This is a genomic window from Micromonospora sp. CB01531, assembly GCF_001905095.1.
In the GTDB taxonomy this organism is placed as follows: domain Bacteria; phylum Actinomycetota; class Actinomycetes; order Mycobacteriales; family Micromonosporaceae; genus Micromonospora.
On sequence record NZ_LWLS01000065.1, the window covers coordinates 34756 to 60406 of the forward strand.

Consider the following 25651-nt stretch of genomic DNA (forward strand, 5'->3'; position numbering starts at 1 on the left):
GCCATCCGGCGGACGCCGGCTCCGCGGACCGGCCGGACCGGCGTACGCTGGCGGGACGGTTCCGCATCCCGGGGCCGAGCCAGTGCCGGCGCGGCCGGCCAGCGTGGAGAGGGTGACGCGGAGGTCATGATGACCGACGAGAGCCGGGTGTCGCTGCGACGGCTGCTGCATCGGCTCACCGCGAGCGAGGCCGAGATCGAGGCGCAGGAGCTGCGCCGGGAGAGCGCGGAGTCCGGCGGCATGCCGGCCCAGCAGTGCCTGCGGGGCCAGGTGGTGTCGATCAACGGGCGGCTCCGCACGGTGGTCTACACGCCCCGGACCAACCTGCCAACGCTGGAGGCCGACCTCTACGACGGCAGCGACGTGGTCACCCTGGTCTGGCTGGGCCGGCGGCACATCGCCGGCATCGAGCCGGGTCGGCACCTCACCGCCCGTGGCCGGCTGGCCGTCCGGGATGACCGCAAGGTGATCTACAACCCGTACTACGAGCTGGAGTCGCCGAAGTGACGACCGGACAGCATCGGTCCGCCGGGCCGGAACTCGGGCCGGAGGACGACGAGCGCCTGCCCAGTCTCGCCGAGCAGATGGCCGACCAGCTCGGCGGCTGGCGGGGCCTCGTCGAGTCGAGCATCCCCGTGGTGGTCTTCGTGATCGCCAACGTGCTGGGCGAGCTGCGCCCCGCGGTGATCGCCTCGGTGGCGGTGGCGCTGCTGATCGCCGGGCTGCGCCTGGCCCAGCGCCGGCCGATCCGGCACGCGGTCAACGGGCTGGTCGGCATCGCCATCGGCGCCGCCATCGCCTGGCGGACCGGCGACGAGCGGGACTTCTACCTCCCCGGCATCCTCTACGGGATCGGCTACGGGCTGGCCCTGCTGCTGTCGGCCGCCATCAAACAGCCGCTGGTGGGCTGGATCTGGTCGGTGCTGGTCGCCAGGGGCCGCTCGGAGTGGCGGGACGACCCGCGGCTGGTGCGCACCTTCACCCAGCTGACCGTGCTCTGGGGCGTGGTGTGGCTGGCCAAGGTGGGCGTGCAGGCGGGGCTCTACCTGGCCCACCAGGACACCCTGCTGGGCGTGGCCCGGCTCGCCCTGGGCTACCCGCCGTACGCGCTGCTGCTGCTGATCACCGTCTGGGTGGTGCGCCGGGTGACCCGGGAGACCACGCGGACGCCGCTGCCGGGCGCCTGAGCCCGCCGGCCGTACCGAATCCCGGCCGGCGGGACCGAACGGCTGCCGTCAGGCGCCGTCGCGGGTGCGCTCGACGCTGTCCGGCCCGAGGATCACCGCCCGGACCTCGTCCTCCACCGCGGCCGTGCACACGAAGACCAGCTCGTCGCCGGCCTCGATGGGGTCGTCCGGGCTGGGCACCAGCACCCGCTTGCCGCGCAGGATCGCCACCAGCGCCGCGTCGCGGGGGATCGGCACGGCGTGGATCGGCTCACCGACGTACGGCGCGGTGGGCGGCAGGGTGATCTCGACCAGGTTCGCCTCGCCCTGCCGGAAGGTCATCAGCCGGACCAGGTCGCCGACCGTGACCGCCTCCTCCACCAGGGCGGCCATCACCCGCGGCTTGCTCACCGCGACGTCGACGCCCCACTGCTCGGTGAACAGCCACTCGTTCTCCGCCCGGTTGACCCGGGCGACCACGCGGGGCACCGCGAACTCGGTCTTGGCCAGCAGCGACACCACCAGGTTGACCTTGTCGTCACCGGTGGCGGCCACCACCACCTCGCAGCCGGCGATGTTGGCCTCCTCCAGGCTGGCCAGCTCGCAGGCGTCGGCGAGCACCCACTCGGCGGCCGGCACCCGGTCCGGCCGGAGCATCTTGGGCTGCCGCTCGATCAGCATCACCTGGTGCCCGTTGTCGATCAGCTCCTGGGCGATGGACCGGCCCACGTTGCCCGCGCCGGCGATGGCGATGCGCATGGCTCAGTGCCCCCCTTCCGGCGGCGCGGCCGCCACCGAGGTGACCGACGGGATGATGTCGTCGGTCACCAGCATGAAGACCTGGTCGCCCTCCTGCACCACGGTGGAGGCGGTGGGCAGCGTGCCGATCCCGAACCGGATCAGGTACGCGACCCGGGCCCCGACAGCCTCCTCCAGCTCCCGCAGCGACCGGCCGATCCAGTCCTTGTGCACCGGCACCTCGATGATCGACACGGTGCTCGTCGGGTCGCGGAAGATCTCGACGTTGCCCTCGGGGACCAGATGCCGCAGCATCCGGTCAGCCGTCCACCGGACGGTGGCGACGGTGGGGATGCCCAGGCGCTCGTAGACCTGTGCCCGGCGCTGGTCGTAGATGCGGGCGGCCACCCGGGAGACGCCGAACGTCTCCCGGGCCAGCCGGGCCGAGATGATGTTGGAGTTGTCGCCGCTGGAGACCGCCGCGAAGGCGTCGGCGCGCTCGATGCCGGCCTGGCGCAGCACCTCGCCGTCGAAGCCGGCGCCGGTGACGGTGATGCCGGCGAAGTCGGGGCCGAGGCGCCGGAACGCGTCCGCGTCCTGGTCGATCACCGCCACCGAGTGCCCCCGGGACTCCAGGCTGTGGGCGAGGGTCGACCCGACCCGGCCGCAGCCCATGATCACGACATGCACGGTGTCCGCTCCTCCCACGGTCCGCCCGGTGGACCCGTCGACTGCGAGCCTGCCACGTCCCCGTTGCCGGCGGGGAGCCGACCGTACCGCGCGGACCTGCGCGAGGTGTGATCAGCCACCCCACCGCATTCCCTGGACTGGTCGTACCCTTGGCGGTTGTGGCCAGACCCACCTCGCTGCTGAAGCGACTCCTCGTCGGTCGACCGTTCCGGTCCGACCGCCTCCAGCACACCCTGCTGCCGAAGCGCATCGCGCTGCCGGTATTCGCCTCGGACGCGCTCTCCAGCGTCGCGTACGCGCCCGACGAGATCCTCCTGACGCTCTCCATCGCCGGCGCGTCGGCGTTCTTCTTCTCGCCGTGGATCGCGCTCGCGGTCGTCGTGGTGATGCTCACCGTCGTGGCGAGCTACCGGCAGAACGTGCACGCCTACCCCTCCGGCGGTGGCGACTACGAGGTGGCCACGGTCAACCTCGGCCCGCGCGCCGGCCTGGCGGTGGCCAGCGCGCTGCTGGTCGACTACGTGCTCACGGTCGCGGTCTCGATCTCCTCCGGGGTGGCCAACCTCGGCTCCGTGCTCCCGTTCGTGGCCACCCACAAGGTGCTGATCGCGGTCATCGCGGTGGCGCTGCTCACCGCGATGAACCTGCGCGGCCTGCGCGAGTCCGGCACGGCGTTCGCCATCCCCACCTACGGCTTCGTGATCGTGATCGGCGGCATGCTGCTCACCGGCCTGGTCCGGATCTTCATCCTCGGCGACGAGCTGCGCGCGCCCAGCGCCGGCCTGGAGATCCAGGCGGAGCACAGCGTCACCGGTTTCGCCCTGATCTTCCTGCTGTTGCGGACCTTCTCCTCGGGCAGCGCCGCGCTCACCGGTGTGGAGGCGATCTCCAACGGGGTGCCGGCGTTCAAGGCGCCGAAGAGTCGCAACGCGGCCACCACCCTGCTGCTGCTCGGCGTGATTGCGGTGAGCATGCTGTTCGGCATCATCTGGCTGGCCCGGCTGACCGGCCTGCAGTTCGTCGAGTCCCCGAGCCAGATCGTCTCCGGCCCGCCCGGGTACGTGCAGAAGACCGTCACCGCCCAGCTCGGCGAGGCGGTCTTCGGCAACGGGGTGCTGCTCTACGTGGTCGCCGGGATGACCGCGCTGATCCTGTTCCTGGCCGCCAACACCGCCTTCAACGGCTTCCCGGTGCTCGGCTCGATCCTGGCCCAGGACCGCTACCTGCCCCGCCAGCTGCACACCCGCGGCGACCGGCTGGCCTTCTCCAACGGCATCGTCTTCCTCGCCGTCTTCGCGGTGGTGCTGATCGTCGGCTTCCAGGCCGAGGTGACCCGGCTCATCCAGCTCTACATCGTCGGCGTGTTCGTCTCGTTCACGCTCTCCCAAGCCGGCATGATCCGGCACTGGAACCGGCACCTGCGCACCGAGCGGGACCCGGAGGTGCGCCGCCGGATGGTGCGGTCCCGGGCGATCAACGCCTTCGGCATGGCGCTCACCGGCACCGTCCTGATCATCGTGCTGATCACCAAGTTCCTGCTCGGCGCCTGGATCGCGATCGCCGCGATGGCGGTGATCTACCTGCTGATGCTGGCCATCCGCCGGCACTACGACCGGGTCGCCGCCGAGCTGGAACCGACCGAGACCCGGGGTGTGCTGCCCGCCCGCAACCACGCCATCGTGCTGGTCAGCAAGCTGCACCAGCCGACGCTACGGGCCATCGCGTACGCCCGGGCGACCCGGCCGGACACGCTGACCGCGGTGACCGTGAACGTGGACGAGAAGGACACCCGGAACCTCCAGGCCGACTGGGAGCGGCGGGAGCTGCCCGTGCCGCTGACCGTGATCGACTCCCCGTACCGGGAGATCACGCGGCCGATCCTGAACTTCGTCGCCTCCACCCGCCGCGAGTCGCCCCGCGACGTGGTCACCGTCTTCATTCCTGAGTACGTGGTGGGCCACTGGTGGGAGAACCTGCTGCACAACCAGAGCGCGCTGCGGCTCAAGGGCCGGCTGCTCTTCGAGCCGGGGGTGATGGTGACCAGCGTGCCGTGGCAGCTCGCCTCGACCGCGAACAAGAACCTGGACCGGCTGGACGCCAACCTCAGCCGCGGGCCGGCGCGGGGACCCCGGGTGGCCCCACGCAGCACCCTGCCACCCACTGTCCCGCCGGTGGCCCCCGCCCCGCCCGGCGAGAGCGGAGACCGCGCGTGACGGCGCCAGTCGACGGGCGGCGCGGGCTGGAGGAGGCCGAGCGGGTCGAACTGACCGTGGCCGCGGTCGCCCCGGGCGGGCACTGCGTGGCCCGGGTCGACGGCCAGGTGGTCTTCGTCCGGCACGCGCTGCCCGGGGAACGGGTGGTCGCCGAGGTGACCGAGCTGCACCGGGGCTTCGCCCGGGCCGACGCGGTCGAGGTGCTGGCGGCCTCCCCGGACCGGGTAGAGCCACCCTGCCCGTACGCGAAGCCGGGCCGCTGCGGCGGCTGCGACCTCCAGCACGTCGCCCCCGAGGCCCAGCTCGACTGGAAGACCGCGGTGGTGCGCGAGCAGCTCACCCGGCTCGGCGGCCTCACCGACCCGCAGGTCGAGGCGCTCGGCGTCCGGGTCGAGGCGCTGCCCGGCGGGCCGCTGGGCTGGCGCTCCCGGGTCCGGTACGCCGTCGACGGCGCCGGCCGGGCCGGGCTGCTCAAGCACCGCTCGCACGAGGTGGTGCCGATCGACCGCTGCCTGATCGCGCACCCGGCGATCCAGGAGCTGCCGGTGCTCGCCCCCGCCGGGGCCCGCTGGCCGGACGCGGAGGCGGTCGAGACGGTCGCCGCCTCCGGCGGGGACGTCAGCGTCACGGCGTACGCCGAAGGGGTGCCCACCCCGGTGCGCGGTCCGGCGGTGGTCCGCGAGGTGGCCGCCGGCCGGGAGTGGCGGCTCCCCGCGTCCGGTTTCTGGCAGGTTCACCCGGCCGCGGCGGACACCCTGGTCGGGGCGGTCCTCGACCTGCTCGACCCGCGCCCCGGCGAGACCGCCTGGGACCTGTACGGCGGGGCCGGGCTGTTCGCCGCGGCCCTCGCCGGCCGGGTCGGTACGGCCCGGGTCACCTTGGTCGAGTCCGCCGAGCCGGGCGTGGCCGCGGCCCGGGAGAACCTGGCCGACCTGCCTGCCGTGGAGGTGGTCGCGGCCCGGGTGGAGACCGCGCTGGCCCGCCGCCGGGTCACCGGCCCGGTCGACCTGGTGGTCCTCGATCCGCCCCGCTCCGGCGCCGGCGCGCCGGTGGTGCGGGACATCGTGGCCGCCGGCCCGCGGGCGGTGGCGTACGTGGCCTGCGACCCGGCCGCCTTCGCCCGGGACGTGCGCACCTTCACCGGCCTGGGCTGGCGGCTGGCCGCGCTGCGCGGCTTCGACCTGTTCCCGATGACCCAGCACGTCGAGCTGGTCGGCCTGCTCCTGCCGCCGTCCTGAGCCAGGCCGGCGGGTCAGGATTCCCGCCGGCCGGCGGGGGCCTTCGCACCCCCCGATCCGGCTGCCGTGATCCACGGCCGAGCTGCGGGCTGTCGGGCGGCCGATAGACTCTTCGGTCATGAGTGTTGAAGAGGGCACGGCCAACCACGGCCGACTGCTGGGCACCGTCCGGGGTCCGCAGGACGTGAAGCGGATGACCGCCGAGCAGCTGGACATCCTCGCCGCCGAGATCCGTGACTTCCTGATCGCCAAGGTCTCCCGCACCGGCGGGCACATCGGGCCCAACCTCGGTGTGGTGGAGCTGACCCTGGCGATGCACCGGGTCTTCGACTCGCCGCGGGACCGGCTCCTGTTCGACACCGGCCACCAGGCCTATGTGCACAAGATCATCACCGGCCGGCAGGAGGGCTTCGACAAGCTCCGCCAGCGCGGCGGCCTCTCCGGCTACCCCAGCCAGGCGGAGAGCGAGCACGATCTGATCGAGAACTCGCACGCCTCCACCGCCCTGTCGTACGCCGACGGGCTCGCCAAGGCGTACGCGCTGCGCGGCGAGCGGCGCAGCGTGGTCGCCGTGGTCGGCGACGGCGCGCTGACCGGCGGCATGTGCTGGGAGGCGCTGAACAACATCGCCGCCGCCGGAAACCCGCTGGTGATCGTGGTGAACGACAACGGTCGGTCGTACGCGCCGACCATCGGTGGCCTCGCCGACCACCTCTCCTCGCTGCGGCTCAACCCCGGCTACGAGAAGGTGCTCGACACCGTCAAGGAGGCCCTCGGCTCGACCCCGCTGGTCGGCAAGCCGATGTACGAGGTGCTGCACGCGGTCAAGAAGGGCATCAAGGACGCGGTCGCGCCGCAGGCCATGTTCGAGGATCTCGGCATCAAGTACGTCGGCCCGGTCGACGGCCACGATGTCGCCGCGGTCGAGTCCGCACTGCGCGCGGCGAAGAACTTCGGCGGCCCGGTGATAGTGCACGCGGTCACCCGCAAGGGCTACGGCTACCGCCCGGCCGAGGAGGACGAGGCGGACTGCCTGCACGGCCCCGGCGGCGCCTTCGACGTCGAGACGGGTCAACTGGTCGCCGCGCCCTCGGTGAAGTGGACCCACGTCTTCGCCGACGAGCTGGTCAAGATCGCCGACGAGCGGCCGGACGTGGTCGGCATCACCGCCGCGATGGCCGAGCCGACCGGGATCGCCAAGCTGGCCCGCAAGCACCCGAAGCGGGTGTACGACGTGGGCATCGCCGAGCAGCACGCCGCCACGTCGGCGGCCGGCCTCGCCATGGGCGGCCTGCACCCGGTGGTGGCCGTCTACGCCACGTTCCTCAACCGGGCCTTCGACCAGGTGCTGCTGGACGTGGCGATGCACAAGCTGCCGGTCACCTTCGTGCTGGACCGGGCGGGCATCACCGGCCCGGACGGCCCGAGCCACTACGGCGTCTGGGACATGTCCGTCTTCGGCGTGGTGCCCGGCCTGCGGATCGCCGCGCCCCGCGACGCCGGCAGCCTCCGCGAGGAGCTGCGCGAGGCGGTCGCCGTGGACGACGGCCCGACCATCGTCCGCTTCCCGACCGGCACGGTGGCCGCCGACCTGCCGGCCGTGCGCCGGGTGGGTGCGGTCGACGTGCTGGCCGAGTCGGCGCGTACCGACGTGCTGCTCGTCGCGGTCGGCTCCTTCGGCCAGCTCGGCATGGAGGTCGCCGCCCGGGTGGCCGAGCAGGGTTACGGGGTCACCGTGGTGGACCCGCGCTGGGTCCGCCCGATCCCGGCCGAGCTGGTCGAGCTGGCCGCCGCGCACCGGCTCGTGGTCACCGTCGAGGACGGTGTCCGGGTCGGCGGTGTCGGCGACGCGCTCGGCCAGGCCATGCGGGACGCCGACGTCCGGGTGCCGCTGAAGGACCTGGGGGTGCCGGCCGACTGGCATCCGCACGGCACGCGGGCGCAGATCCTGGCCGACCTGGGCCTGACCGCGCAGAACGTGGCCCGCGACGTCACCGGCTGGATCTCCGGCCTGGACGCCCAGCCCGTCGAGCCGGCCGCCTCCGAGGCCACCGCCAAGAACTGACTCGGCACGCGAGTGGGTGGCCCTGCAGCAGCAAGGCCACCCGTCGCAGCTAGGGAAGATCTTGGTAGGAAGTGGCCCCTGGAGGAGCCATTTCCTACCAAGATTGCAGCGCGACCCGGAGGTGCACGGGCAGCAGGGGCCGTCGCGTGGTTTCATCTGGTCATGATCGAGCCCGTTCGTCGCATGGCCTATCAGCTGTACGCCCGCCGCCTGCGAGCGCAGTTGGCCGACGTCTCACTGCCTCGGCACGTTGCCATGGCGATGGACGGGAACCGGCGGTGGGCCAGGCAGATGGGCTTCGACGACCCACGACTGGGGCACCGGTACGGGGCGGAGCACATGCACGAGGTGCTGAGTTGGTGCGCCGAGTTGAGCATTCAGCACGTCACCCTGTTCGTCGCCTCTGTCGACAACGTACGTAAGCGGGCCTCCGACGAGGTGGAGCACCTGATGCGGATGATCGAGGAGGTGGTGGCGGAGCCACTGCTGCGGCCGGGCAACCCGTGGCAGCTTCATGTGGCCGGTCGCCCGGACGTGCTGCCCGACTCGACGCGCCACGCACTGAAGCTGGCCGAGGAGGCGACCGGTGCGCGCGGCGGCAACTTCCATCTCACCGTGGCCGTCGGCTACGACGGCCGCGAAGAAATCGTCAACGCGGTCCGTTCGCTGCTGGAGGAGGAGGCGCAGACCGGCGCTACCGTCGATGACGTCGCGCAGCGCCTGACCGCCGAGGACATCGCGGCGCACCTGTACACCGGCGGCCAGCCCGACCCGGATCTCGTCATCCGCACGAGTGGAGAACGCCGGATGTCGGGCTTCCTGCTCTGGCAGGCCGCCTACTCCGAGTTGTACTTCTGCGACGTGTACTGGCCCGGCTTCCGGAAGGTCGACTTCCTTCGCGCCCTGCGTTCCTACGCGGCACGCAGCCGGCGATTCGGCGGATGATCATCACGAGAGCCGGCAACCCGGGAGTACGGGCGTGTGGCCCAGGGTGGCGCTCGGGGCGCGAAGGTCAGCGTCCGCCCACGGAGCGGTACCAGGTCTTGTCAGTGCCAGCCAGGCTGAACGTCTGACGAGAGCCCGGCTGCGGCATCACGACCAGGCCCGGCCGGTCGACCAGGCGCGACGCCCCGGGCGGGGCGGCGAACGAGGTGTCCCGGCTGGCCCGCCAGGTCAGCGCCGCGAGCGGCTGGCCCGGCATCGGCAGGTGGTACGCCTGCAGGGTGGTGGACCGGTCGGCGGCGGAGACCACCGGGGCGCCGCCGTCGCCGGGGCGGTAGACCAGCGCGGTCATCGTGCCGGTGGCGCTCTCCCAGGTGAGCTGCTGCAGGTCGCCCGGCTCGCCGCCGGCCAGCGCCACCTCGCCCAGCGACCGGACGGCGACCTTCGCCATCGGCCAGGACTCCGGCGCGGAGCGGGGCGCCAGCCGATCGCCGATGCGGCGCGGCACGCTGCCGAACGGTCCGGTGGTTTCGGCGAGAACGCAGGTGTCCAGCCCGGCCAGGGCTCGCTTGCCGGTGCCGGTCTCGTCACGTACCAGGGGATAGCGGGGGTCGGCGGTGGCCGTACCCAGGTCGAGGACGCGGTCGGCGGCCCGGCCGCGCGGCAGCGACCGGGTGGGGCGCAGCGCCGCGGTCAGCTCCACGGCCTGGCAGGCCGGCACGGCGAGCGGCTCGGTGAGGCCGTCCATGCTGGCCAGCGCGCGGCCGTCCGGCCCGAGCAGCCGCTCCACCCGGGCCGAGGTGAGGTAGCGCCGGCCCTGCGGGAGCCGCACCGGCAGCACATCCGAGTAGACCAGGTAGCCGGGGTCGGTGTACTCGGTGGCGTGGGCGACCCGCCAGTGGTCCTCGGCGCGGTCGAGCTGCAGCAGCCAGGACGCGCTCTCGCCGGGCACGTCGGCGGCGACCAGGGCGAGCGCTGACCCGGCCACCTCACCGGAGTAGAGGATGCCGGAGGTGGGCAGGTGCGCCCGGTCGTTGACCGGCGAGCGCCAGTCCCTTACGGCCGCGCTGATCGCGGCGGTCGCGGTGGCGTCGCCGGCCAGGCTGCCGCGCGCCGGCCAGACGGTCAGCGGCCCGTCCAGGCTGTCGTAGCCGACCCGCAGGTCCGCCGACTGGCGCCCGGCGACGGGCCCGCACCCGGGTGCGGCCAGCAGCAGGGTCAGCAGCGCGGTGGCCACCGTGCCGCGTCGGCGGACTGAAGCCACCTGTACGCCCCCGATCGCGTCGTTGGTCGTGTTTGCGAGCCACATGGTACGAGACGCCCGGCCGTCCGGCCGCGCCCGGCTCACCCCTTTGGACGCCCGCCACAGTGGACGGTGGTGTGCGTTTCGTGGCCATTTCCGGCTCCGGTAGACTCCGCCGACTGTGACGCCTGCCGAGCCCCGTGGCGACTCGCCAGCGGACGCCGACGCCCCGACGGGCTCCGCCTCCGTCACCACCATGGCCCCGCCCGACCCCGCCCCCGGCAACGGCCGGCCGGTCGCCCGGCCGCGCCCACGCTGGACGCCCCGCCGGCAGGACCTCGCCATGTACGGCATCTTCCTGCTAGCCGCGCTCTGGGTGACCAGCCGGATCTGGGTCGACCCGGCCGGCCGGGTGGCCGCCCTCTACAGCAGCGACCCGGCACAGGTGCAGTTCTTCCTCGCCCACTCGGTACGCGTCGTGCTGCACGGCGAGTTCCCGTTCTACACCGACCAGTTCAACTACCCGGACGGGGTCAACCTGATGGCGAACACCGCCATCCTGGCCCTCGGCATCCCGATGGTGCCGATCACCGTCCTGTTCGGACCGTCGGTCTCCTTCATCACGCTGGTGACACTCGGCCTGGCCGGCACGGCCGCCGCCTGGTACCGGGTGCTCTCCCGGCACGTGGTGCGTACCCGGCTGGCCGCCGCCGTGGGCGGCTGGTTCTGCGGGTTCTCACCGGCGATGCTGTCGCACGCCAACTGGCACCCCAACATCATCTCCCAGTTCCTGCTGCCGTTCATCGTCTGGCGGGTGCTGGTACTGACCCGCTCCACCCGCCCGGTCCGCGACGGTGCGCTGCTCGCCCTGCTGGTCACCGCGCAGGCGTTCATCAACGAGGAGATCCTGCTCTTCACCGCGCTGGCCTGCGGCGTGTTCCTGCTGGCGGTGGTCGCGCAGCAGCGGGAGCGGTGGGCCGCGGCGTGGCGTCCCCTGGGGACCGGGCTGGCGGTCTGCGCGGTGCTCGCCGGGTCGCTGCTGGCGTACCCGCTCTGGGTCCAGTTCGCCGGGCCGATGGCGTACCACGGGCTCAGCGACGCGGTCCGCGACTACGGCAACGACATCGCCTCGTTCTTCGCCCCCGGCTCGCCCACGCTGGGCGGCCACGAGCGGGCGAACGTCAACCTCGCCCCGAACTACTCAGAGGAGAACGCCTTCTTCGGCTGGAGCCTGTCCCTGCTGGCCGTCGGCATCGTGGTCTGGCTCCGCCGGGAGGTGATCGTCCGGGCGCTCGCGGTGACCGGGCTGTTCTTCGCGGTGCTCTCCCTCGGTGAGCGGGTGTCCTGGTGGGACCGGGAGCTGTTCACCGGCCCGTGGGAGCTGCTGGTTCGGCTGCCGCTGCTCGACGCGGTGGTGCCGACCCGGTTCGGCCTGATCACCACCGTGGTCATCGGGATCCTGCTGGCCCTCGCCGTGGAGCGGGCCTGGTCGCTGCGGACCGCCGAACACCGGACCGTACGGACCCTGACGGTCGCCGGTCTGGTGCTGGCGCTGCTGCCCATCGCGCCGATGCCGTTGGAGGTCACCACCCGGCCGGAGGTGCCCCGGTTCATCACCGCCGACCGGTGGCGGCGGTACGTCGGCCCGGACCAGACGCTCGTGTCGGTGCCGGTGCCGAGCATGGGCAACACCAACCCGATGCGCTGGGCGGCCAGCACCGACCTGGCCTTCAAGATCCCCGGCGGATACTTCCTCGCCCCACGTAACGGGGTCACCGGCGACCCGGGCCGCTTCGGCGGTCGGCCCAGCGGCATCGGCGACCTGCTCGCGGAGGTCGCCGCCACCGGCCGTACGCCGGAACTCGACGACCGGCAGCGCCGGCGCTTCCTGGACGAGCTGCGGCACTGGCGGGCCGCCGTCGTGGTGCTGCCGCTCGACCAGCCGAACGCCGACCCGCTGCGGCAGACCGTCGAGCAGCTGATCGGGCCGGCCCGGCAGGAGCTGGACGTGTGGTTGTGGGACGTCCGGACACTGACCAGCCGGTCGGCCTGACCGCCCCGCCGGACCCGCCGGCGGCCCGGTCGCGGCGTCGGCGTCTCCGCCTGGGCGACGCCCTGGTGGTCGTCGGCTACCTCAGCCTGGCCATCCTGCTCACCGGCGACCAGTGGCGGCGGCCGGAGCGGCTGTTCCACCAGGCCGGCGACCAGATGCTCTTCGAGTGGATGCTGGCCCGGGCGGCCCGGGCGGTGACCGCGGGGGAGAACCCGCTGCACAGCACCGCGCTGAACGCCCCGGACGGGGTGAACCTGATGGCAAACACCTCGGTGCTCGGGCTGGGCCTGCCGCTCACCCCGATCACCCTGCTGCTCGGCTCCCAGGCGGCCTTCCTCGTCGCCGTGGTCGCCTGCCTCGCCGGCACCGCCACCGCCTGGTACGCGCTGCTGGCCCGCCGGCTGGTCCGGTCCCGGGCCGCCGCGGCACTGGGTGGGCTGTTCTGCGGGTTCGCGCCCGGCATGGTGTCGCAGGCCGGGGCGCACCTGCACATGGCCGCCCAGTTCCTGGTCCCGGTGATCCTCGCGCTGGTGTTCCGCCCGGCCACCGACCGGGTACGCCGGGACGGGGTGCTGCTCGGGCTGGCCGTCGCCTACCAGGTCTTCCTCGGCGAGGAGGTGCTGGTCTTCGTGGCGCTGGCCGCCGGGGTTGTCGCCGGGGCGTACGCGCTGGCCGACCGGGCGGCCGCGCGCCGGCTGGCACCCGTGGTGCTGCGCCGGCTCGGGGTCGGTGCGCTGGTGGCGGGGGCCCTGCTGGCGTACCCGCTGTGGTTCCAGTTCCGCGGCCCGGGCCACTACGCGGGGATGCCGTTCTTCGCCCAGGGCTACCGGCTGGACGTCGCCTCGTTCACCGCGGGGGCCCGGCAGAGCGTGGCCGGGGACGACCGTCACTCGCGCCTGCTGGCGCCGAACGCCACCGAGCAGACCTCCTTCTTCGGGCCGTTCCTGCCGCTGCTCGCCCTGCTGGTGGTGGTCCGGCTGTGGCGGCGGCCGCTGGTCCGCGCCCTCGCCGTCTGCGGGCTGCTGTTCGCTCTGCTCTCCCTCGGTACCACGATCGTGGTGAACCGGAACGACACCGGGCTGCCCGGGCCGTACCGGCTGGTCGCCGGGGTGCCGCTGCTCGACCTGGTGGTGCCGGCCCGGTTCGCGCTGGTCTGCGTACCGGTCCTCGGGGTGCTGCTGGCCCTCGCGCTGGACCGGCTCCGCCACCGGTCGGCCCGGACCTGGGCACCCTGGGCCGGGGCGGTCGCCGCCGCCCTGCTGCCGCTGGTCCCCACCCCGATCCGGACCGTGCCGGTGGTGCCGGTGCCGGCCTTCGTCGCCGACGGCAGCTGGCGGGCGTACGTCCCGCCGGGCCGGACGCTGGTGCCGGTGCCGCCGGTGACCGGTGCGGCGAAGAGCCCGGCCACCTTCTGGTCGGCCCGCACCGGGCTGGCGTTCCACGCGCCGGGAGGCTACTTCATCGGGCCCCGGAGCGCGGACGACCCGACCGCCCACTGGGGCGCCCCGGACCGCCCCACCTCGTTGCTGCTGCGGCGGGCCGCCGAGACCGGTCAGGTGCCGCCGGTGGGCGCCGCCGAGCGCCGCCAGGCGGTCGCGGACCTGCGGCACTGGCGGGCGGCGGTGCTGGTGCAGGCCGGCTCGTTCCCGGGCGACCCGGTCCGGACCACGGTGGACGCCCTCGTCGGCCCGGGCCGCGACGTGGCCGGCGCGTACGTCTGGGACGTCCGCCCCCTGGTCGGCTGACCGGGAGCATGGCGAGGTCGGTTCAGAGCCGGTCGCGGACGTCCCAGAGCCAGACGTCGTCGATCCGTTGCGGCGGCCCGAGCAGCGCGGTCATCAGGTCGCGCAGCACCGCCTCGCGCGGGTTCGCGCCGAGGACCACCACCGACGCCTTCCAGAAGCGCAGGTCCTCGACCGCCTGACGGCGGTGCTCCGCGGTGATCGCGGGGACCTTGTTCGCGTCCATGGTGGTGTAGATGAGCGTGCTGGTCGGCCGGTTCGGCGCGCCGAAGACCCCCGCACCGTTCTCGTTCGGGCCGATGAAGTAGCCGGCGGGGATGGGGAACTCCTGCCCGGTCAGCGCGCTCCAGCGCAGGGTGGACAGGCCGTGCACGTTGCTCGGGATCGGCACCGGGACCAGCGTCCGGCCGCCCGGCACGTACGGCCGCCAGCCGCCCGCGGTGATGAAGTGCGGCGGCGGGTCGATCCGCTCGGCCGGCAGCGGGCGCGGGAAGAGCGGCAGCAGGGCCGCCACGATCGCCGCGTACCCGATGCCGCGCAGCCAGCGGCGACGCGGGCCGGCGGCCGGCGGCGTCCCGGTGGCCGCCCCGGCGCGCGGCCTCGGCACCGGCGGGCGGCCGGCCCCGGCCAGGGCGTTCCAGGCCAGCGCGAGCAGCACGCCGACGGCGCCGGCCACCACCAGGGCCAGCCGGGTCGGCATCATCATCTCGACCAGCGGCAGGTCGTCCGGCACGAACGCCCAGGGGCCGTCGACAGTGGTCTCGACCCCGTCGAAGCGCACCTTCGGGCCGATCGCGGCGACCGCGAAGACCACCACCAGCACGGCGACGATCCGGGCCGGCAGCGACCGGCGTACCAGCAGCACCAGGGCGACCAGGGCGACCAGTACCAGCGGCCAGCCGAACCAGGTGTTCTGCTCGGTCAGCCCGATGGTCTGCTCGACCGCCTCGTCACCGGCCACCGTGTCCCGGGCGAAGGTGACGAAGGCCATCAGGTCCTCGCCCCAGTTGTGGAAGACCCCGCCCTGCAGGCCCCGGTAGGACTGCGGCCCGTTGAACTGGAACCAGATCGGGTAGGCGGTCAGCAGCAGGGCCAGGCCGCCGCCCACGCCGAGCGCGCCGAGGAACGTCGCCGCCCGCTCCCGCGCCGCGCGTGGCCGCTGCACCACGTACGCCACCACGATGACCAGGCAGGCCAGCGCGGTCAGCAGCAGCATCTCCTCGTTGATGAAGATCTGGTACGCCACCAGCAGCCCCAACGCGACGCCGTTGCGCAGCCGGCGGCCCGGCTCGCCGAGGCGCAGCACCCGGGCCACGATCAGCGGCAGCAGGAAGTTGGAGACGAAGTTCGGCTGCCCGTTGGCGTGGTGCACGATGCCGGGGGCGAAGCCGAGGAACACCCCGCCGACGAAGGCCGCCGCGCGGGAGCGGACCAGGTGCCGGGAGAGCATCCAGTACGAGGTGGCCGCGGTCGCCGAGAGGGCCGCGCCCAGGTAGAGCGCGTACATCACCTGCGGGCCGAGGAGCAGGGTGAGCGGCGCGAGCGGCAGGGTGACCCCGAGCAGCGAGGTGTTCGCCATCATGTTCACCCCGTCCGGGGCGTTCTGCCGGGCGGTGAAGAGCGGATTCTCCAGGTGACGCAACGAGTAGGCGCCGTGCGCGAAGAGCCACTCGAACCAGCTGTGGTCCGTCGGCAGGTGCGAGGAGACCCGGTGCTGCACGTCCCCCCAGTAGTTGAGGCAGACGAGAACCCCGAGCAACGCATAGGCTCCGATGGCCAGCACGTCGGCGCGGGCCGGCCGGCGTCGCGGCCGGCGTGGCGGGACCGCCTCGACCGCGACGGGCGAGGGGTTCAGCGAGGGGTCTACCACCGGCACAGCCACGACGGGCCATCGTACAGGCGACCCGGCGTCACCCCGGCCGGCCGGTACGCCCGGCGCTGGTGCGCCGGGCGGCTGCCCGGGAAGGGGTGATCGTGACGGTCATCGATCTGGGCGAGCTCCGCCGCGACCCGGCGCCGGAACCGCCGCCTCGCCCGCCGCGCGCCGTCGGCCGGCCGTACCGGGTGCTGGCCGTGCTGTTGGCCGTCCTGTGGGTGGTCGCCGGCGGAGCCCCGCGCCCGGAGCGCGTGGTGGCCATCGTGCCGGCCCGGCTCGGCGCGGACGTCTTCCTGGCGGCCGACCGCCTCTACGTGGTGGATCCGCTGGACCCGCAGCAGGGTACGGGGCGGCTGCTGGTGGCGTACCGGATCCCGGCGCAGGGGCCGCCCGCCGTCCTGTGGCGCACCTCGCTCCCGGCCGGCGGCGGCGACGTGTGGCTGCTGCAGCAGGGCGGGACGGTGCTGGTCAGCGGCCGCCCGGTGGGCGGCCCCGAGGGCGTGTTCCGGACGACCGCCCTCGACGCCGGCACCGGCCGGTCGGGCTGGCAGCAACCCGGGGCCAGCTACCCGGCGGGCGACGGCGTGCTCCTCCAGAACCTCGACGTTTCCGGCGCGGGCTCGCTGCGCCGGGTTGACGCGGCGTCCGGCCGGACGCTGTGGTCGGTGCCCACCCCGCTGGACGGCCCCAACCTGCGCTTCGGCCCCGACGGCGTGGACCGGATCGTGCTGGTGGCGCCCTCGGGCGAGGTCGAGGTGCGCGACCCCGCCAGCGGTTCCCTGCTGGCCGCCCGCAACATCCGCCCCGGTCAGCTGCCGAGCTGGCAGCGGAACCAGATCGTCGGCGACCTGCTGCTGGTGATCGGTGACAACGGCGGCACGGTGACCGGCTACGGCCTGGATCGGTTGGACCAGCGCTGGACGGCCCGGCTCGCCCAGGTCGGCTATCTGACCGACTGCGGCGACTTGCTCTGCGCCTACCGGCAGACCGGGGGGATGTGGGTGCTCGACCCGGCGACCGGCGCCGTGCGGTGGAGCAATCCGCGCTGGCAGGCGGTGCTGTGGGCGGAGCAGGGCCGGTTCCTGGTCGGCTCGGACGACCCTGGCGGGCCCCGGTTCGTGGTGGCCGACGCGGCGACCGGCCAGCCGGTCGCCGACCTCGGCAGTTGGGAACTGGCGAGCTGGCACGAACCGGGCGACCCGCTGATCGGCGTCCGGCGGGGTGGGGACGGGCGACTGCTCGTGGCGGAGCTGGACGTGGCGGCCGCCCGGGCGAGGGTGTTCGACGCGCTGCCCGACGTGCTCGGCGACTGCCGGAACGGCCGGCGGGTGCTGGTCTGCCGGCGCAGCGCCGGTGGGTTCGGGGTGTGGCGGCTGCCCTGACTCGGCCCGCCGACGCCGCACCGGCCGGTGCCGGGCCGGCCTCGGCCGGTGGGCCGCCGTTCACCAGTTGGCTTGGGCGGGTGCCGGTGGCAGTGGCACCGACGCCGGCCGGACCACGTACGTGACGCCGCCGCTGCCCGCCTGCCAGGCCGCCTCGAACGCCGCTCGGGGCACCGTCCGGCGGACCCCCTCGTCGTCCGGGGCGTACGGGTCGTTGAGCACCGGGTCGCCGTCGGCGGTGAAGCCGACCAGCACCATCAGGTGCCCCCGGGTGTCGTAGTCCAGCCCGGGCACCTGCCCCGCCGCGAAGGCGGCCGACAGGATCAGCGGTACGCCGGCGGCGACGAACCGTTCCGCCTCGGCGAGGGAACGCAGCCGGGTGACGAAGGCGTCCACCCCGTGCAGCCCCGCGTACGCCGTGTTGAACGCCCAGTTCCCGGCCCCCGCGTACGCGTGGTCGTAGCAGTGCCGGGCAGCGTGCACCACCACCGGCCGCGGGCCGGGCGGGTCGACCCAGGCGTACCGGTCGGGGGCGGGTCCGGTGCCCCAGAAGTCCAGCACCATCGACGTGCAGGTGGGACTGCACCATGAGTCCCCACCGCCGCCCCAGCGGGTCTCCCCGCCGGCGTGCAGCCGCTGCGAGTAGCGGGGCACGTCCAGCACTCGCCCCCGGGCGCCGGTCGGCGGCGGTGCCGCAGCGTCCACCGACCCGGCCGCGGCCCTGCCGGAGGCGACCGCGCCGATCGTGCGCAGCACCGGGCCGGCCGGGGCGCCGGGGCGGCGGAACAGGCTGACCCGGACCTGCCAGCCGGTGACCACCGCGTCCGTGATCCGCAGGGTGTCCTCCGCCACCCGCGCGTCGTCGCCCGCCTGGCCAGGCACCGAGCTGCGGCGGATCGTCGCCTCGTCGGCCGCCCAGTCACCCAGCATGTACCAGCCGGTCGACGGGCCCGTCTCGGCCCAGCCGCGCAGCTCCACCCGCAGCCAGCAGCCCGGCGGGGTGTCCGCGGTCCACGACGGGACGATCTCGGCCGCCGGGAAACCCAGCCGGAGCGGCGGGGACGTCCAGGTCGCCAGGTCGTAGCCGGCGGTGACGCCGGTGTGTGGATCGGTGTGCTCGATCCGGCCGGCCGCCGGGCCGACCAGCAGGCCGCCCGGGCCGGCGATCACCCCGTCGGGCGCCCCGCGGCCCAGTTCGTGCGGGAAGCGGAAGCGGTGGTAGGCCACGTCCCGCCCGGTGGGGGTTGCGGTCATCGGCAGCTCCTTGTCGCCAGGTGCCGGGAAGCATGGCGTACGCGAAGGTTCTTTGCAACGGCGGCGCGGGATGCTGGTTTGGTGGCCGGCACTAGGTTGTCGGGAGGTCACGAGCTGGGAGGCCGGGGATGCGGGTACTGGTGGTCGAGGACGAGCGGAACCTCGCCGACGCGATCGCGCGCGGGTTGCGCAAGCGCGGGATGGCCGTGGACGTCGCCTACGACGGTTCCGCCGGGCACGAGGCCGCCTTCGTCACCCGGTACGACGTGGTGATCCTCGACCGGGACCTGCCCGGCGTGCACGGCGACCAGATCTGCGCCGACCTGGCCGCCTCCGGCACCCTGACCCGGGTGCTGATGCTGACCGCCAGCGGCACCGTCGCCGACAAGGTGGAGGGCCTGCAGCTCGGCGCCGACGACTACCTGCCCAAGCCGTTCGCCTTCGACGAACTGGTCGCCCGGGTGCTGGCGCTGGGCCGGCGGGCCACCCCGGCCGCCCCGCCGGTGCTGGCGGTCGCCGACCTGGTGCTTGACCCGGCCCGCCGGGTGGTCACCCGCGGCGGGGTGCCGGTCGACCTGACCAACAAGGAGTTCGGCGTGCTGGCCGAGCTGCTCAAGGCGCGCGGCGCGGTGGTCTCCAGCGAGGAACTGCTGGAACGGGTCTGGGACGCGAACACGGACCCGTTCACCACCATCGTCCGGGTCACCGTGATGACGCTGCGCAAGAAGCTCGGCGACCCGCCCCTGATCGAGACGGTGGTCGGCGCCGGCTACCGCACCGCCGAGGTCGTCGCATGATCCGCCTGCGCCCCACGCTGCGGCTGCGGCTCACCCTGCTCAACGGGGTGCTGCTCGTCGGCGCCGGGGCGATCCTGGTGGTGCTGGCCTGGCTGCTGGTCCGCGACGCGCTGCGCCCCACCGACGAGCTGCGGCCCGGCACCACGGTGGTGCTCGCCGACGGCCGCACCCTGGACGCCGGGCAGTGGCAGCATGATCTGGTCGGCGCCGCTTCGACGGAGCTTCTGGTCAAGGGCCTGGTGGCGCTGCTGGTGATCAGCGTGGTCGGGGTCGCCGGGGCGTATCTGGTGGCCGGCCGGGCGCTGCGCCCGCTGCACCAGGTGACCGCCACCGCCCGGCGGCTTGGCGAGGCCACCCTGGACCAGCGGATCGGCTGGTCCGGCGCGGACGACGAGGTCGCCGAGCTGGCCCGCACCTTCGACGCCATGCTGGACCGGATCGCCGCGGCGTTCGAGGCGCAGAAACGGTTCGTCGCCAACGCCTCGCACGAGCTGCGTACCCCGTTGGCGGTGATGCGGACCGAGATCGACGTGACGCTCAGCGACGACGAGGCGGACCGGGCCGAGTACCGGCGGATGGCCACCGTGGTCCGGGACGCCTCGGAGCGGGCCAACGGCCTGGTCGATGCGCTGCTGGTGCTGGCCCGCAGCGAGGCCCAGACGGGTCGCCGGCTGGCCCGCCGGGCCGAGTGCGACCTGGCCGCCGGCACCGCCAACGCGCTCTCCGCGATGTCCGGCGAGGTGGAGCGGATCGGGCTGAAGGTGCACACCGCGCTGCGCCCGGCCCCGGTGGTCGGCGACCCGGGGCTGCTCGACCGGCTCGCCGGCAACCTGGTGGAGAACGCGGTCCGCTACAACCACCTGCACGGGCGTCTCTGGGTGCGTACCGGCACCGACGGGCAGCGCTCCTGGCTGGTGGTGGGCAACACCGGCTTCGAGGTCGCCCCGGCGGACGTGCCGGGGCTGTTCGAGCCGTTCCGGCGGGGCGGCCAGGAGCGCACCGGCGCCCGTGGCTCCGGCCTGGGGCTCTCCATCGTCCGGGCGGTCTGCGATGCGCACGGCGGCACGGTGACGGCGGTGGCCCAGCCGGGCGGCGGCCTGGAGGTGACCGTCACCCTGCCGTCCGCCGACGCTCCCGCCGCCACCTGACCGGCGGGCGTCCGGCCGTCCGGCTCGGCCCCGCAGCTCAGGGGCCGGGCCGGCGGCGGGTTTGTGCGGACGGCCGGGGCGGTGACATGATGCTCGGCGTCAGCTCGAAATGCGGAAGGGGGTGTGGTCGATGTCCACCGTGAAGAATCCCGCGCCCCGCAGCCGCCGCTGACGTCCGCCAACTTCGCGGGGCGCACTCCAACCTGGAGGTAGCACCGTGAGTGCACAGATCCACTGCGTCACTGTCGAGACCGACGACCCGTACGCCCTGGCGAGCTGGTGGGCGAGGGTGCTCGACCGGAAGCTGCACGACGACGACCACCCGGGCGACCCCGAGGCGGTGCTCGTCGCGCCCGACGGGCACGGCCCCGACCTGCTCTTCGTGTCGGTCGGGGAGCGGCACGGCAAGGGCGCGTTCCACCTCGACCTGCACGCGGCCGAGGGCACCCGGGACGCCGAGGTCGAGCGGCTGCTCGGCCTCGGGGCCACCCTGGTCGCCGACCGGCGCCGGTCGGACGGCACCGGCTGGGTGGTGCTCGCCGACCCGGAGGGCAACGAGTTCTGCGTCTGCCGCAGCCCCGCTGAGCGGGTCGCGTCGGCCTGACCCGGAACGGGACCGGGCCCCCGCCACGGCGGGGGCCCGGTCACCGGTCTGGCGGGAGATCAGTTCTTTTGCTCGATCTCGCCCCGCATGGCGACGAACTCGGACTGCAACGCGGACGCGGGCTTGAAGTACATGACGATCATGCCGACGCTGCCCCGGTCGGCCCAGACGCAGACCCCGACCGGGTCACCGTCGATCTTGCCGTCACCGCACTTGGCGTCGCCGCCCAGCGGGCCGGCGTCCACCGTCTTGAACTCGGTCACCCCGAGTTCGCTGCCGAGGCCCGTGGTGGCGTCCTCCAGCTCCTTCTTCGGGTCGGCCATCACGCCGGACGCGCCGGCGATCATGACCAGATCCTGCTTCGTGGGGTCGCCGTAGAAGGCGCCGACGGCGCTGGTGGCGTCCGGCACGTCCTTCTTGATCTCCGCTTCCATCTCCGTGGCGGCGGCCTGGAGCTGCGGGTTGTCCACCTTCGCCCGGCCGCCGAGGGTCTCCGGAGCCGACACCCGGGTCTTGGTGGCGTCGACCACCTCGCCCACGGTGTCCTTCGCGGCGAAGTAGATGGCGGCACCGCCACCCACGCAGAGCACCACCACGACGGCCAGGACGATCAGCAGGATCTTGCCGACCTTCGACTTCTTCTTCGGCGGCACCTCGGGGCCGCCGAAGCTGGGCTGGCCGGTCTCCACGTACCCGCCGTACTGCGGGGCGGGCTGCTGGGGCGCCTCCGGGTGGCCGCCGTACTGGGGGGCGGGCTGCTGCGGAGCCGGCGGGTAGCCGCCACCGTGCTGGGGCTGCTGCGGCGGGTAGCCACCGCCGTGCTGCTGGCCGGGCTGCTGCGGCGGAGGGTATGAACCGGGGTACGGACTGGACGGCGGCTGGGACATGTTGGTCAGCTCCTAAGAAATCTGGACGCGTGATGGTAGCGAGCCCGACCGACAGGCCGCTGACCGGCGGGTGCCGACGTGATGAAACCGGAACCGGCTCGTGACCGGCCCCGCCACACCGCCGCTGCGGCCGCGAGCGCGGGGTGACCGGGCGGTGACGGACCGGTGCGCCCGAGCTGTCGGCATCGTCCGCCCGGTGGGGCAGGCGGCGAGCGGTGCCGGTCCGGTCCCGGAAACGACGAACGCGGTGGCCGGACCGTCCGGGAGGGACGGTCGGCCACCGCGATCGCGGGGAGCGGCGGTGGTCAGGCGGGCAGGCTGGCCACCCCGCGCGGCAGGAACCGCTGGCCGGTGACCCGCTCGGAGGTGCCGGTCCGGTCCAGGTACGGCGTGACGCCGCCCAGGTGGAACGGCCAGCCGGCACCGAGGATCAGGCACAGGTCGATGTCCTGCGCCTCGGCGACGACGCCCTCGTCGAGCATCAGCCGGATCTCCTGCGCCAACGCGTCGAGCGCGTGCTGCCGGACCTGCTCGGCGGTCAGCGGCTGGTCGCCGACCACGAGCAGCTTGGCGACCTCCTCGTTGACCTGGTCGTCGACCACGATCGGCTGGCCGGAGTCGGCGATCCGCCTGAGGTTCTCACTGACCCCGAACCGGTCCGGGAAGGCGGCGTGCAGGGTACCGCCCACGTGGTACGCCACGGCCGGGCCGACCAACTGGAGCAGGGCGAGCGGGCGCATCGGCAGGCCCAGCGGGTCCAGCGCGCTGTTCGCCACGTCCAGCGGGGTGCCCTGGTCGACGGCGGCGAACACGGTGCCGAGGAAGCGGGTCAGCAGCCGGTTGACGACGAACGCCGGAGCGTCCTTGACCAGCACGCTCGACTTCTTGAGCTGCTTGCCGACCGCGAACGCGGTGGCCAGGGTGGCGTTGTCGGTCCGCTCGCCCCGGACGATCTCCAGCAGCGGCAGCACGGCGACCGGGTTGAAGAAGTGGAAGCCGACCACGCGCTCCGGGTGCTCCAGGTCCTCGGCCATCGCGGTGACCGACAGCGAACTCGTGTTGGTGGCGAGCACCGCCTCCGGCTTGACGATCTTCTCCAGCTCGGCCCAGACCTGCTTCTTGACGTTCAGGTCCTCGAAGACCGCCTCGATGACGAAGTCGGCATCCGCGAAGACGCCCTTGTCGACCGAGCCGCTGACCAGGCCGTACAGCTTGGCGGCGGTGCCCTTGTCCATCCGGCCCCTGCTGACGGCCTTCTCGATCTGGGTGTGTACGTAGCCGACGCCCTTGTCCACCCGGGCCTGGTCCAGGTCGGTCAGGACGACCGGCACCTGCAGGCGGCGGGCGAACAGCAGGGCGAGCTGGCTGGCCATCAGACCGGCGCCGACGATGCCCACCTTGGTGACCGGGCGGGCCAGTCCCTTGTCCGGCGCGCCGGCGGGCCGCTTGGCCCGCCGCTGCACCAGGTCGAAGGCGTACAGGCCGCTGCGCAGCTCCTCGGAGAAGACCAGGTCCGCCAGGGCCTCGTCCTCCGCGGCGGTGCCGGCGGCGAAGTCGGCGTCCTTCGCGGTCTCCAGCAGGTCCAGCGCCTGGTACGCGGCCGGGACCGCGCCGTGCAGCCGCTGGTCGAGCGTCTGCCGGGCGAAGTAGAGCACCCCCGCCCACATGTCCTTGTCGACCTCGGGCCGGGTCACGGTGACCTCGCCCCTGACCACGCCGGCGGCCCACTCCAGGGACCGCTCGAGGAAGTCGGCCGGCTCCAGCAGCACGTCCGCGATGCCCATCTCCGCGGCCTGCTTCGGCTTGAGCATCTTGTTCTGCATCAGCGGGTTCTGCAGGATCACCTGGGTGGCGGCCGGGATACCGATCAGGTTCGGCAGCAGTTGGGTGCCGCCCCAGCCGGGGACCAGCCCGAGCGAGACCTCGGGCAGCGCGAGGGCCGCCGCGCCCGCCGAGAGCGTCCGGTAGTGGCAGTGCAGGGCCAGCTCCAGGCCGCCGCCCATCGCCGCGCCGTTGACGAAGGCGAAGGTCGGGATCTGGCTGTCCTTGAGCCGGGCGAAGACCCGGTGGCCGAGCCGGCCGATCTCCAGGGCCTGCTCGCGGTTCGCCAGCAGCAGCAGACCGGTGATGTCCGCGCCCACGCAGAAGATGTACGGCTTGCCGGTGACCGCGATGAACGCCGGGTTCGCCGCGAGGGCCGCGGTGATCGCCTCGTCCAGGCTGGTCAGCCCGCCCGGCCCGAAGGTGTTCGGCTTGGTGTGGTCGAGACCGTTGTCCAGGGTGATCAGGGCGGCGGGCCGGTCCAGCCCCGGTACGTTCACCTGGCGTAGCAGCGCCCTGGTGACCACCTCGTTCGGTGCGGCTGGCGTGCTCACTTGTCTCCACCCTCCCGCTGAACCGGCTTGCCGGACTCCGTCCAGTGAGGGTTCTCCCAGATGACGGTGCCGCCCATGCCGATGCCGATGCACATGGCGGTGAGGCCGTAGCGGACCTCGGGGTGCTCGGCGAACTGCCGGGCGAGCTGGGTCATCAGCCGTACGCCGGAGGAGGCGAGCGGGTGACCGACGGCGATCGCGCCGCCCCACGGGTTGACCCGCGGGTCGTCGTCGGCGATGCCGAAGTGGTCGAGGAAGGCGAGCACCTGCACGGCGAACGCCTCGTTCAGCTCGAACAGGCCGATGTCGTCGATGCTGAGGCCGGCGATGCGCAGCGCCTTCTCGGTCGAGGGGATCGGGCCGACGCCCATCACCTCGGGCTCGACGCCGACGAAGCCGTACGACACCAGCCGCATGGCGATCGGCAGGCCCAGCTCGCGGGCGGTCTCCTCGGCGACGACCAGCGCAGCGGTGGCGCCGTCGTTCAGGCCAGCCGCGTTGCCGGCGGTGACCTTGCCGTGCGGGCGGAACGGGGTCTTCAGGCCGGCGAGCTTCTCCAGCGAGGTGTCCCGGGGCGCCTCGTCCACGGTCGCCAGGCCCCAGCCGGTCTCCGGGTCGCGCACCGCGACCGGCACCAGGTCGCCCTGGAGCTTGCCGTTGGCGTACGCCTTGGCGGTCTTCTGCTGGGAGGCGAGCGCGAAGGCGTCGGTGCGCTCCTTGGTGATGTGCGGGACCCGGTCGTGCAGGTTCTCCGCGGTGGCGCCCATGACCAGGGCGGACGGGTCGACCAGCCGCTCCGCGATGATCCGCGGGTTGGGGTCGACGCCCTCACCCATCGGGTGGCGGCCCATGTGCTCGACGCCGCCGGCGATGGCGACGTCGTACGCGCCCATCGCGATGCCGCTGGCGACGGTGGTGACGGCGGTCATCGCCCCGGCGCACATCCGGTCGATGGCGAAGCCCGGCACCGTTTTCGGCAGTCCGGCCAGCAGGGCGGCGGTGCGGCCGATGGTCAGGCCCTGGTCGCCGATCTGGGTGGTCGCGGCGATGGCGACCTCCTCGACCCGCTCCGGCGGCAGCTGCGGGTTGCGCCGCATCAGCTCGCGGATGCAGCGGATCACCAGGTCGTCGGCGCGGGTGTTGGCGTACATGCCACCCGCCTTGCCGAACGGGGTGCGGACGCCGTCGACGAAGACGACGTCCCGAACTTCACGGGGCACTTGGAGCCTCCTTTTCGA

20 protein-coding genes are annotated in these 25651 nt (G+C 73.6%); 12 read left to right on the forward strand and 8 right to left on the reverse strand.

The features are described from left to right. The first annotated feature begins 126 nt into the window (after positions 1–126). Both A6A27_RS15790 and A6A27_RS15795 read left to right on the forward strand, forming a co-directional pair. Positions 127–507, forward strand: a complete 381-nt coding sequence (locus tag A6A27_RS15790; RefSeq protein ID WP_073835436.1) for an OB-fold nucleic acid binding domain-containing protein — start codon at positions 127–129, stop codon at positions 505–507. Further along, positions 504–1187 carry a DUF3159 domain-containing protein gene (locus A6A27_RS15795; protein WP_073835376.1) on the forward strand — a complete coding sequence of 228 codons (684 nt, stop codon included), beginning with the start codon at positions 504–506 and terminating at the stop codon, positions 1185–1187. Before A6A27_RS15790 ends, A6A27_RS15795 begins: the two co-directional genes overlap by 4 nt. A gap of 48 nt (positions 1188–1235) precedes the next feature. Here the strand turns inward: A6A27_RS15795 and A6A27_RS15800 are convergent, their stop codons facing one another. After that, complete coding sequence (locus tag A6A27_RS15800) at positions 1236–1925, reverse strand: potassium channel family protein (protein WP_073835377.1); 690 nt, start codon at positions 1923–1925, stop codon at positions 1236–1238. A 3-nt stretch (positions 1926–1928) separates the two neighbouring features. Then, complete coding sequence (locus A6A27_RS15805; RefSeq protein ID WP_073835378.1) at positions 1929–2594, reverse strand: potassium channel family protein; 666 nt, start codon at positions 2592–2594, stop codon at positions 1929–1931. Between the two features lie 158 nt (positions 2595–2752). Here A6A27_RS15805 and A6A27_RS15810 point away from each other — a divergent pair, with 158 nt between their 5' ends. The 4 genes from A6A27_RS15810 (at position 2753) to uppS (ending at position 9055) form a co-directional block, all read left to right on the forward strand. Further along, positions 2753–4807, forward strand: coding sequence for an APC family permease (locus A6A27_RS15810; RefSeq protein WP_073835379.1), 2055 nt, complete (start codon positions 2753–2755; stop codon positions 4805–4807). Next, positions 4804–6045: a class I SAM-dependent RNA methyltransferase gene (locus A6A27_RS15815; protein ID WP_073835380.1), complete on the forward strand. Its 1242-nt coding sequence runs from the start codon at positions 4804–4806 to the stop codon at positions 6043–6045. Before A6A27_RS15810 ends, A6A27_RS15815 begins: the two co-directional genes overlap by 4 nt. 118 nt (positions 6046–6163) lie before the next feature. After that, positions 6164–8110 carry a 1-deoxy-D-xylulose-5-phosphate synthase gene (gene dxs, locus A6A27_RS15820; protein ID WP_073835381.1) on the forward strand — a complete coding sequence of 649 codons (1947 nt, stop codon included), beginning with the start codon at positions 6164–6166 and terminating at the stop codon, positions 8108–8110. Positions 8111–8272: 162 nt separating this feature from the next. After that, the gene (gene uppS / locus A6A27_RS15825) at positions 8273–9055 is read left to right on the forward strand and encodes a polyprenyl diphosphate synthase (RefSeq protein ID WP_083672631.1); all 783 of its coding nucleotides are present in this window, start codon (positions 8273–8275) and stop codon (positions 9053–9055) included. 67 nt (positions 9056–9122) lie between these two features. Here uppS and A6A27_RS15830 read toward each other — a convergent pair whose 3' ends face one another. Further along, entirely contained in the window at positions 9123–10316 is a 1194-nt protein-coding gene (locus tag A6A27_RS15830) for a hypothetical protein (protein ID WP_073835437.1), read from the reverse strand. Positions 10317–10476: 160 nt separating this feature from the next. Between A6A27_RS15830 and A6A27_RS15835 the strand changes: the two genes are divergently transcribed. Both A6A27_RS15835 and A6A27_RS15840 read left to right on the forward strand, forming a co-directional pair. Then, the gene (locus A6A27_RS15835; protein WP_073835383.1) at positions 10477–12348 is read left to right on the forward strand and encodes a hypothetical protein; all 1872 of its coding nucleotides are present in this window, start codon (positions 10477–10479) and stop codon (positions 12346–12348) included. Beyond that, positions 12306–14093, forward strand: a complete 1788-nt coding sequence (locus tag A6A27_RS15840; protein WP_073835384.1) for a hypothetical protein — start codon at positions 12306–12308, stop codon at positions 14091–14093. Before A6A27_RS15835 ends, A6A27_RS15840 begins: the two co-directional genes overlap by 43 nt. A 22-nt stretch (positions 14094–14115) precedes the next feature. On the opposite strand, the gene A6A27_RS15845 is transcribed toward A6A27_RS15840, so the two are convergent. Then, positions 14116–15972, reverse strand: a complete 1857-nt coding sequence (locus tag A6A27_RS15845; protein ID WP_073835385.1) for a hypothetical protein — start codon at positions 15970–15972, stop codon at positions 14116–14118. A 92-nt stretch (positions 15973–16064) separates the two neighbouring features. Between A6A27_RS15845 and A6A27_RS15850 the strand changes: the two genes are divergently transcribed. Next, the gene (locus A6A27_RS15850) at positions 16065–17348 is read left to right on the forward strand and encodes an outer membrane protein assembly factor BamB family protein (protein WP_073835438.1); all 1284 of its coding nucleotides are present in this window, start codon (positions 16065–16067) and stop codon (positions 17346–17348) included. A gap of 60 nt (positions 17349–17408) precedes the next feature. Here the strand turns inward: A6A27_RS15850 and A6A27_RS15855 are convergent, their stop codons facing one another. Further along, entirely contained in the window at positions 17409–18602 is a 1194-nt protein-coding gene (locus A6A27_RS15855) for a peptidase C39 family protein (protein WP_143194014.1), read from the reverse strand. A gap of 128 nt (positions 18603–18730) precedes the next feature. Here A6A27_RS15855 and A6A27_RS15860 point away from each other — a divergent pair, with 128 nt between their 5' ends. From A6A27_RS15860 to A6A27_RS15870, 3 genes are all read left to right on the forward strand, one after another. Continuing rightward, positions 18731–19399 (forward strand): response regulator transcription factor, encoded by a 669-nt coding sequence (locus tag A6A27_RS15860; protein ID WP_073835386.1) that lies wholly within the window; start codon positions 18731–18733, stop codon positions 19397–19399. Continuing rightward, positions 19396–20547: a sensor histidine kinase gene (locus A6A27_RS15865; RefSeq protein ID WP_198940316.1), complete on the forward strand. Its 1152-nt coding sequence runs from the start codon at positions 19396–19398 to the stop codon at positions 20545–20547. Before A6A27_RS15860 ends, A6A27_RS15865 begins: the two co-directional genes overlap by 4 nt. A gap of 217 nt (positions 20548–20764) precedes the next feature. After that, a complete protein-coding gene (locus tag A6A27_RS15870; protein WP_073835387.1) occupies positions 20765–21151 on the forward strand; it encodes a VOC family protein in 387 nt (128 codons plus the stop codon). Positions 21152–21210: 59 nt separating this feature from the next. Here A6A27_RS15870 and A6A27_RS15875 read toward each other — a convergent pair whose 3' ends face one another. The 3 genes from A6A27_RS15875 to A6A27_RS15885 all read right to left on the reverse strand — a co-directional run bounded on the left by A6A27_RS15875 (position 21211) and on the right by A6A27_RS15885 (position 25633). Further along, positions 21211–22038, reverse strand: coding sequence for a hypothetical protein (locus A6A27_RS15875; RefSeq protein ID WP_073835388.1), 828 nt, complete (start codon positions 22036–22038; stop codon positions 21211–21213). A 305-nt stretch (positions 22039–22343) separates the two neighbouring features. Further along, positions 22344–24413, reverse strand: a complete 2070-nt coding sequence (locus tag A6A27_RS15880; protein ID WP_073835389.1) for a 3-hydroxyacyl-CoA dehydrogenase NAD-binding domain-containing protein — start codon at positions 24411–24413, stop codon at positions 22344–22346. Then, entirely contained in the window at positions 24410–25633 is a 1224-nt protein-coding gene (locus A6A27_RS15885) for a thiolase family protein (RefSeq protein WP_073835390.1), read from the reverse strand. Before A6A27_RS15885 ends, A6A27_RS15880 begins: the two co-directional genes overlap by 4 nt. Positions 25634–25651: the final 18 nt, after the last annotated feature.

What these genes read in the sequence shown, in the direction of transcription:
- dxs (WP_073835381.1), top strand. Translation starts at nt 6,164, where the DNA reads ATGAGTGTTGAAGAGGGCACGGCCAACCACGGCCGACTGCTGGGCACC.
- uppS (WP_083672631.1), top strand. Translation starts at nt 8,273, where the DNA reads ATGATCGAGCCCGTTCGTCGCATGGCCTATCAGCTGTACGCCCGCCGC.
- A6A27_RS15875 (WP_073835388.1), bottom strand. Translation starts at nt 22,038, where the DNA reads ATGTCCCAGCCGCCGTCCAGTCCGTACCCCGGTTCATACCCTCCGCCG.
- A6A27_RS15790 (WP_073835436.1), top strand. Translation starts at nt 127, where the DNA reads ATGATGACCGACGAGAGCCGGGTGTCGCTGCGACGGCTGCTGCATCGG.
- A6A27_RS15855 (WP_143194014.1), bottom strand. Translation starts at nt 18,602, where the DNA reads ATGACCGCAACCCCCACCGGGCGGGACGTGGCCTACCACCGCTTCCGC.
- A6A27_RS15800 (WP_073835377.1), bottom strand. Translation starts at nt 1,925, where the DNA reads ATGCGCATCGCCATCGCCGGCGCGGGCAACGTGGGCCGGTCCATCGCC.
- A6A27_RS15860 (WP_073835386.1), top strand. Translation starts at nt 18,731, where the DNA reads ATGCGGGTACTGGTGGTCGAGGACGAGCGGAACCTCGCCGACGCGATC.
- A6A27_RS15865 (WP_198940316.1), top strand. Translation starts at nt 19,396, where the DNA reads ATGATCCGCCTGCGCCCCACGCTGCGGCTGCGGCTCACCCTGCTCAAC.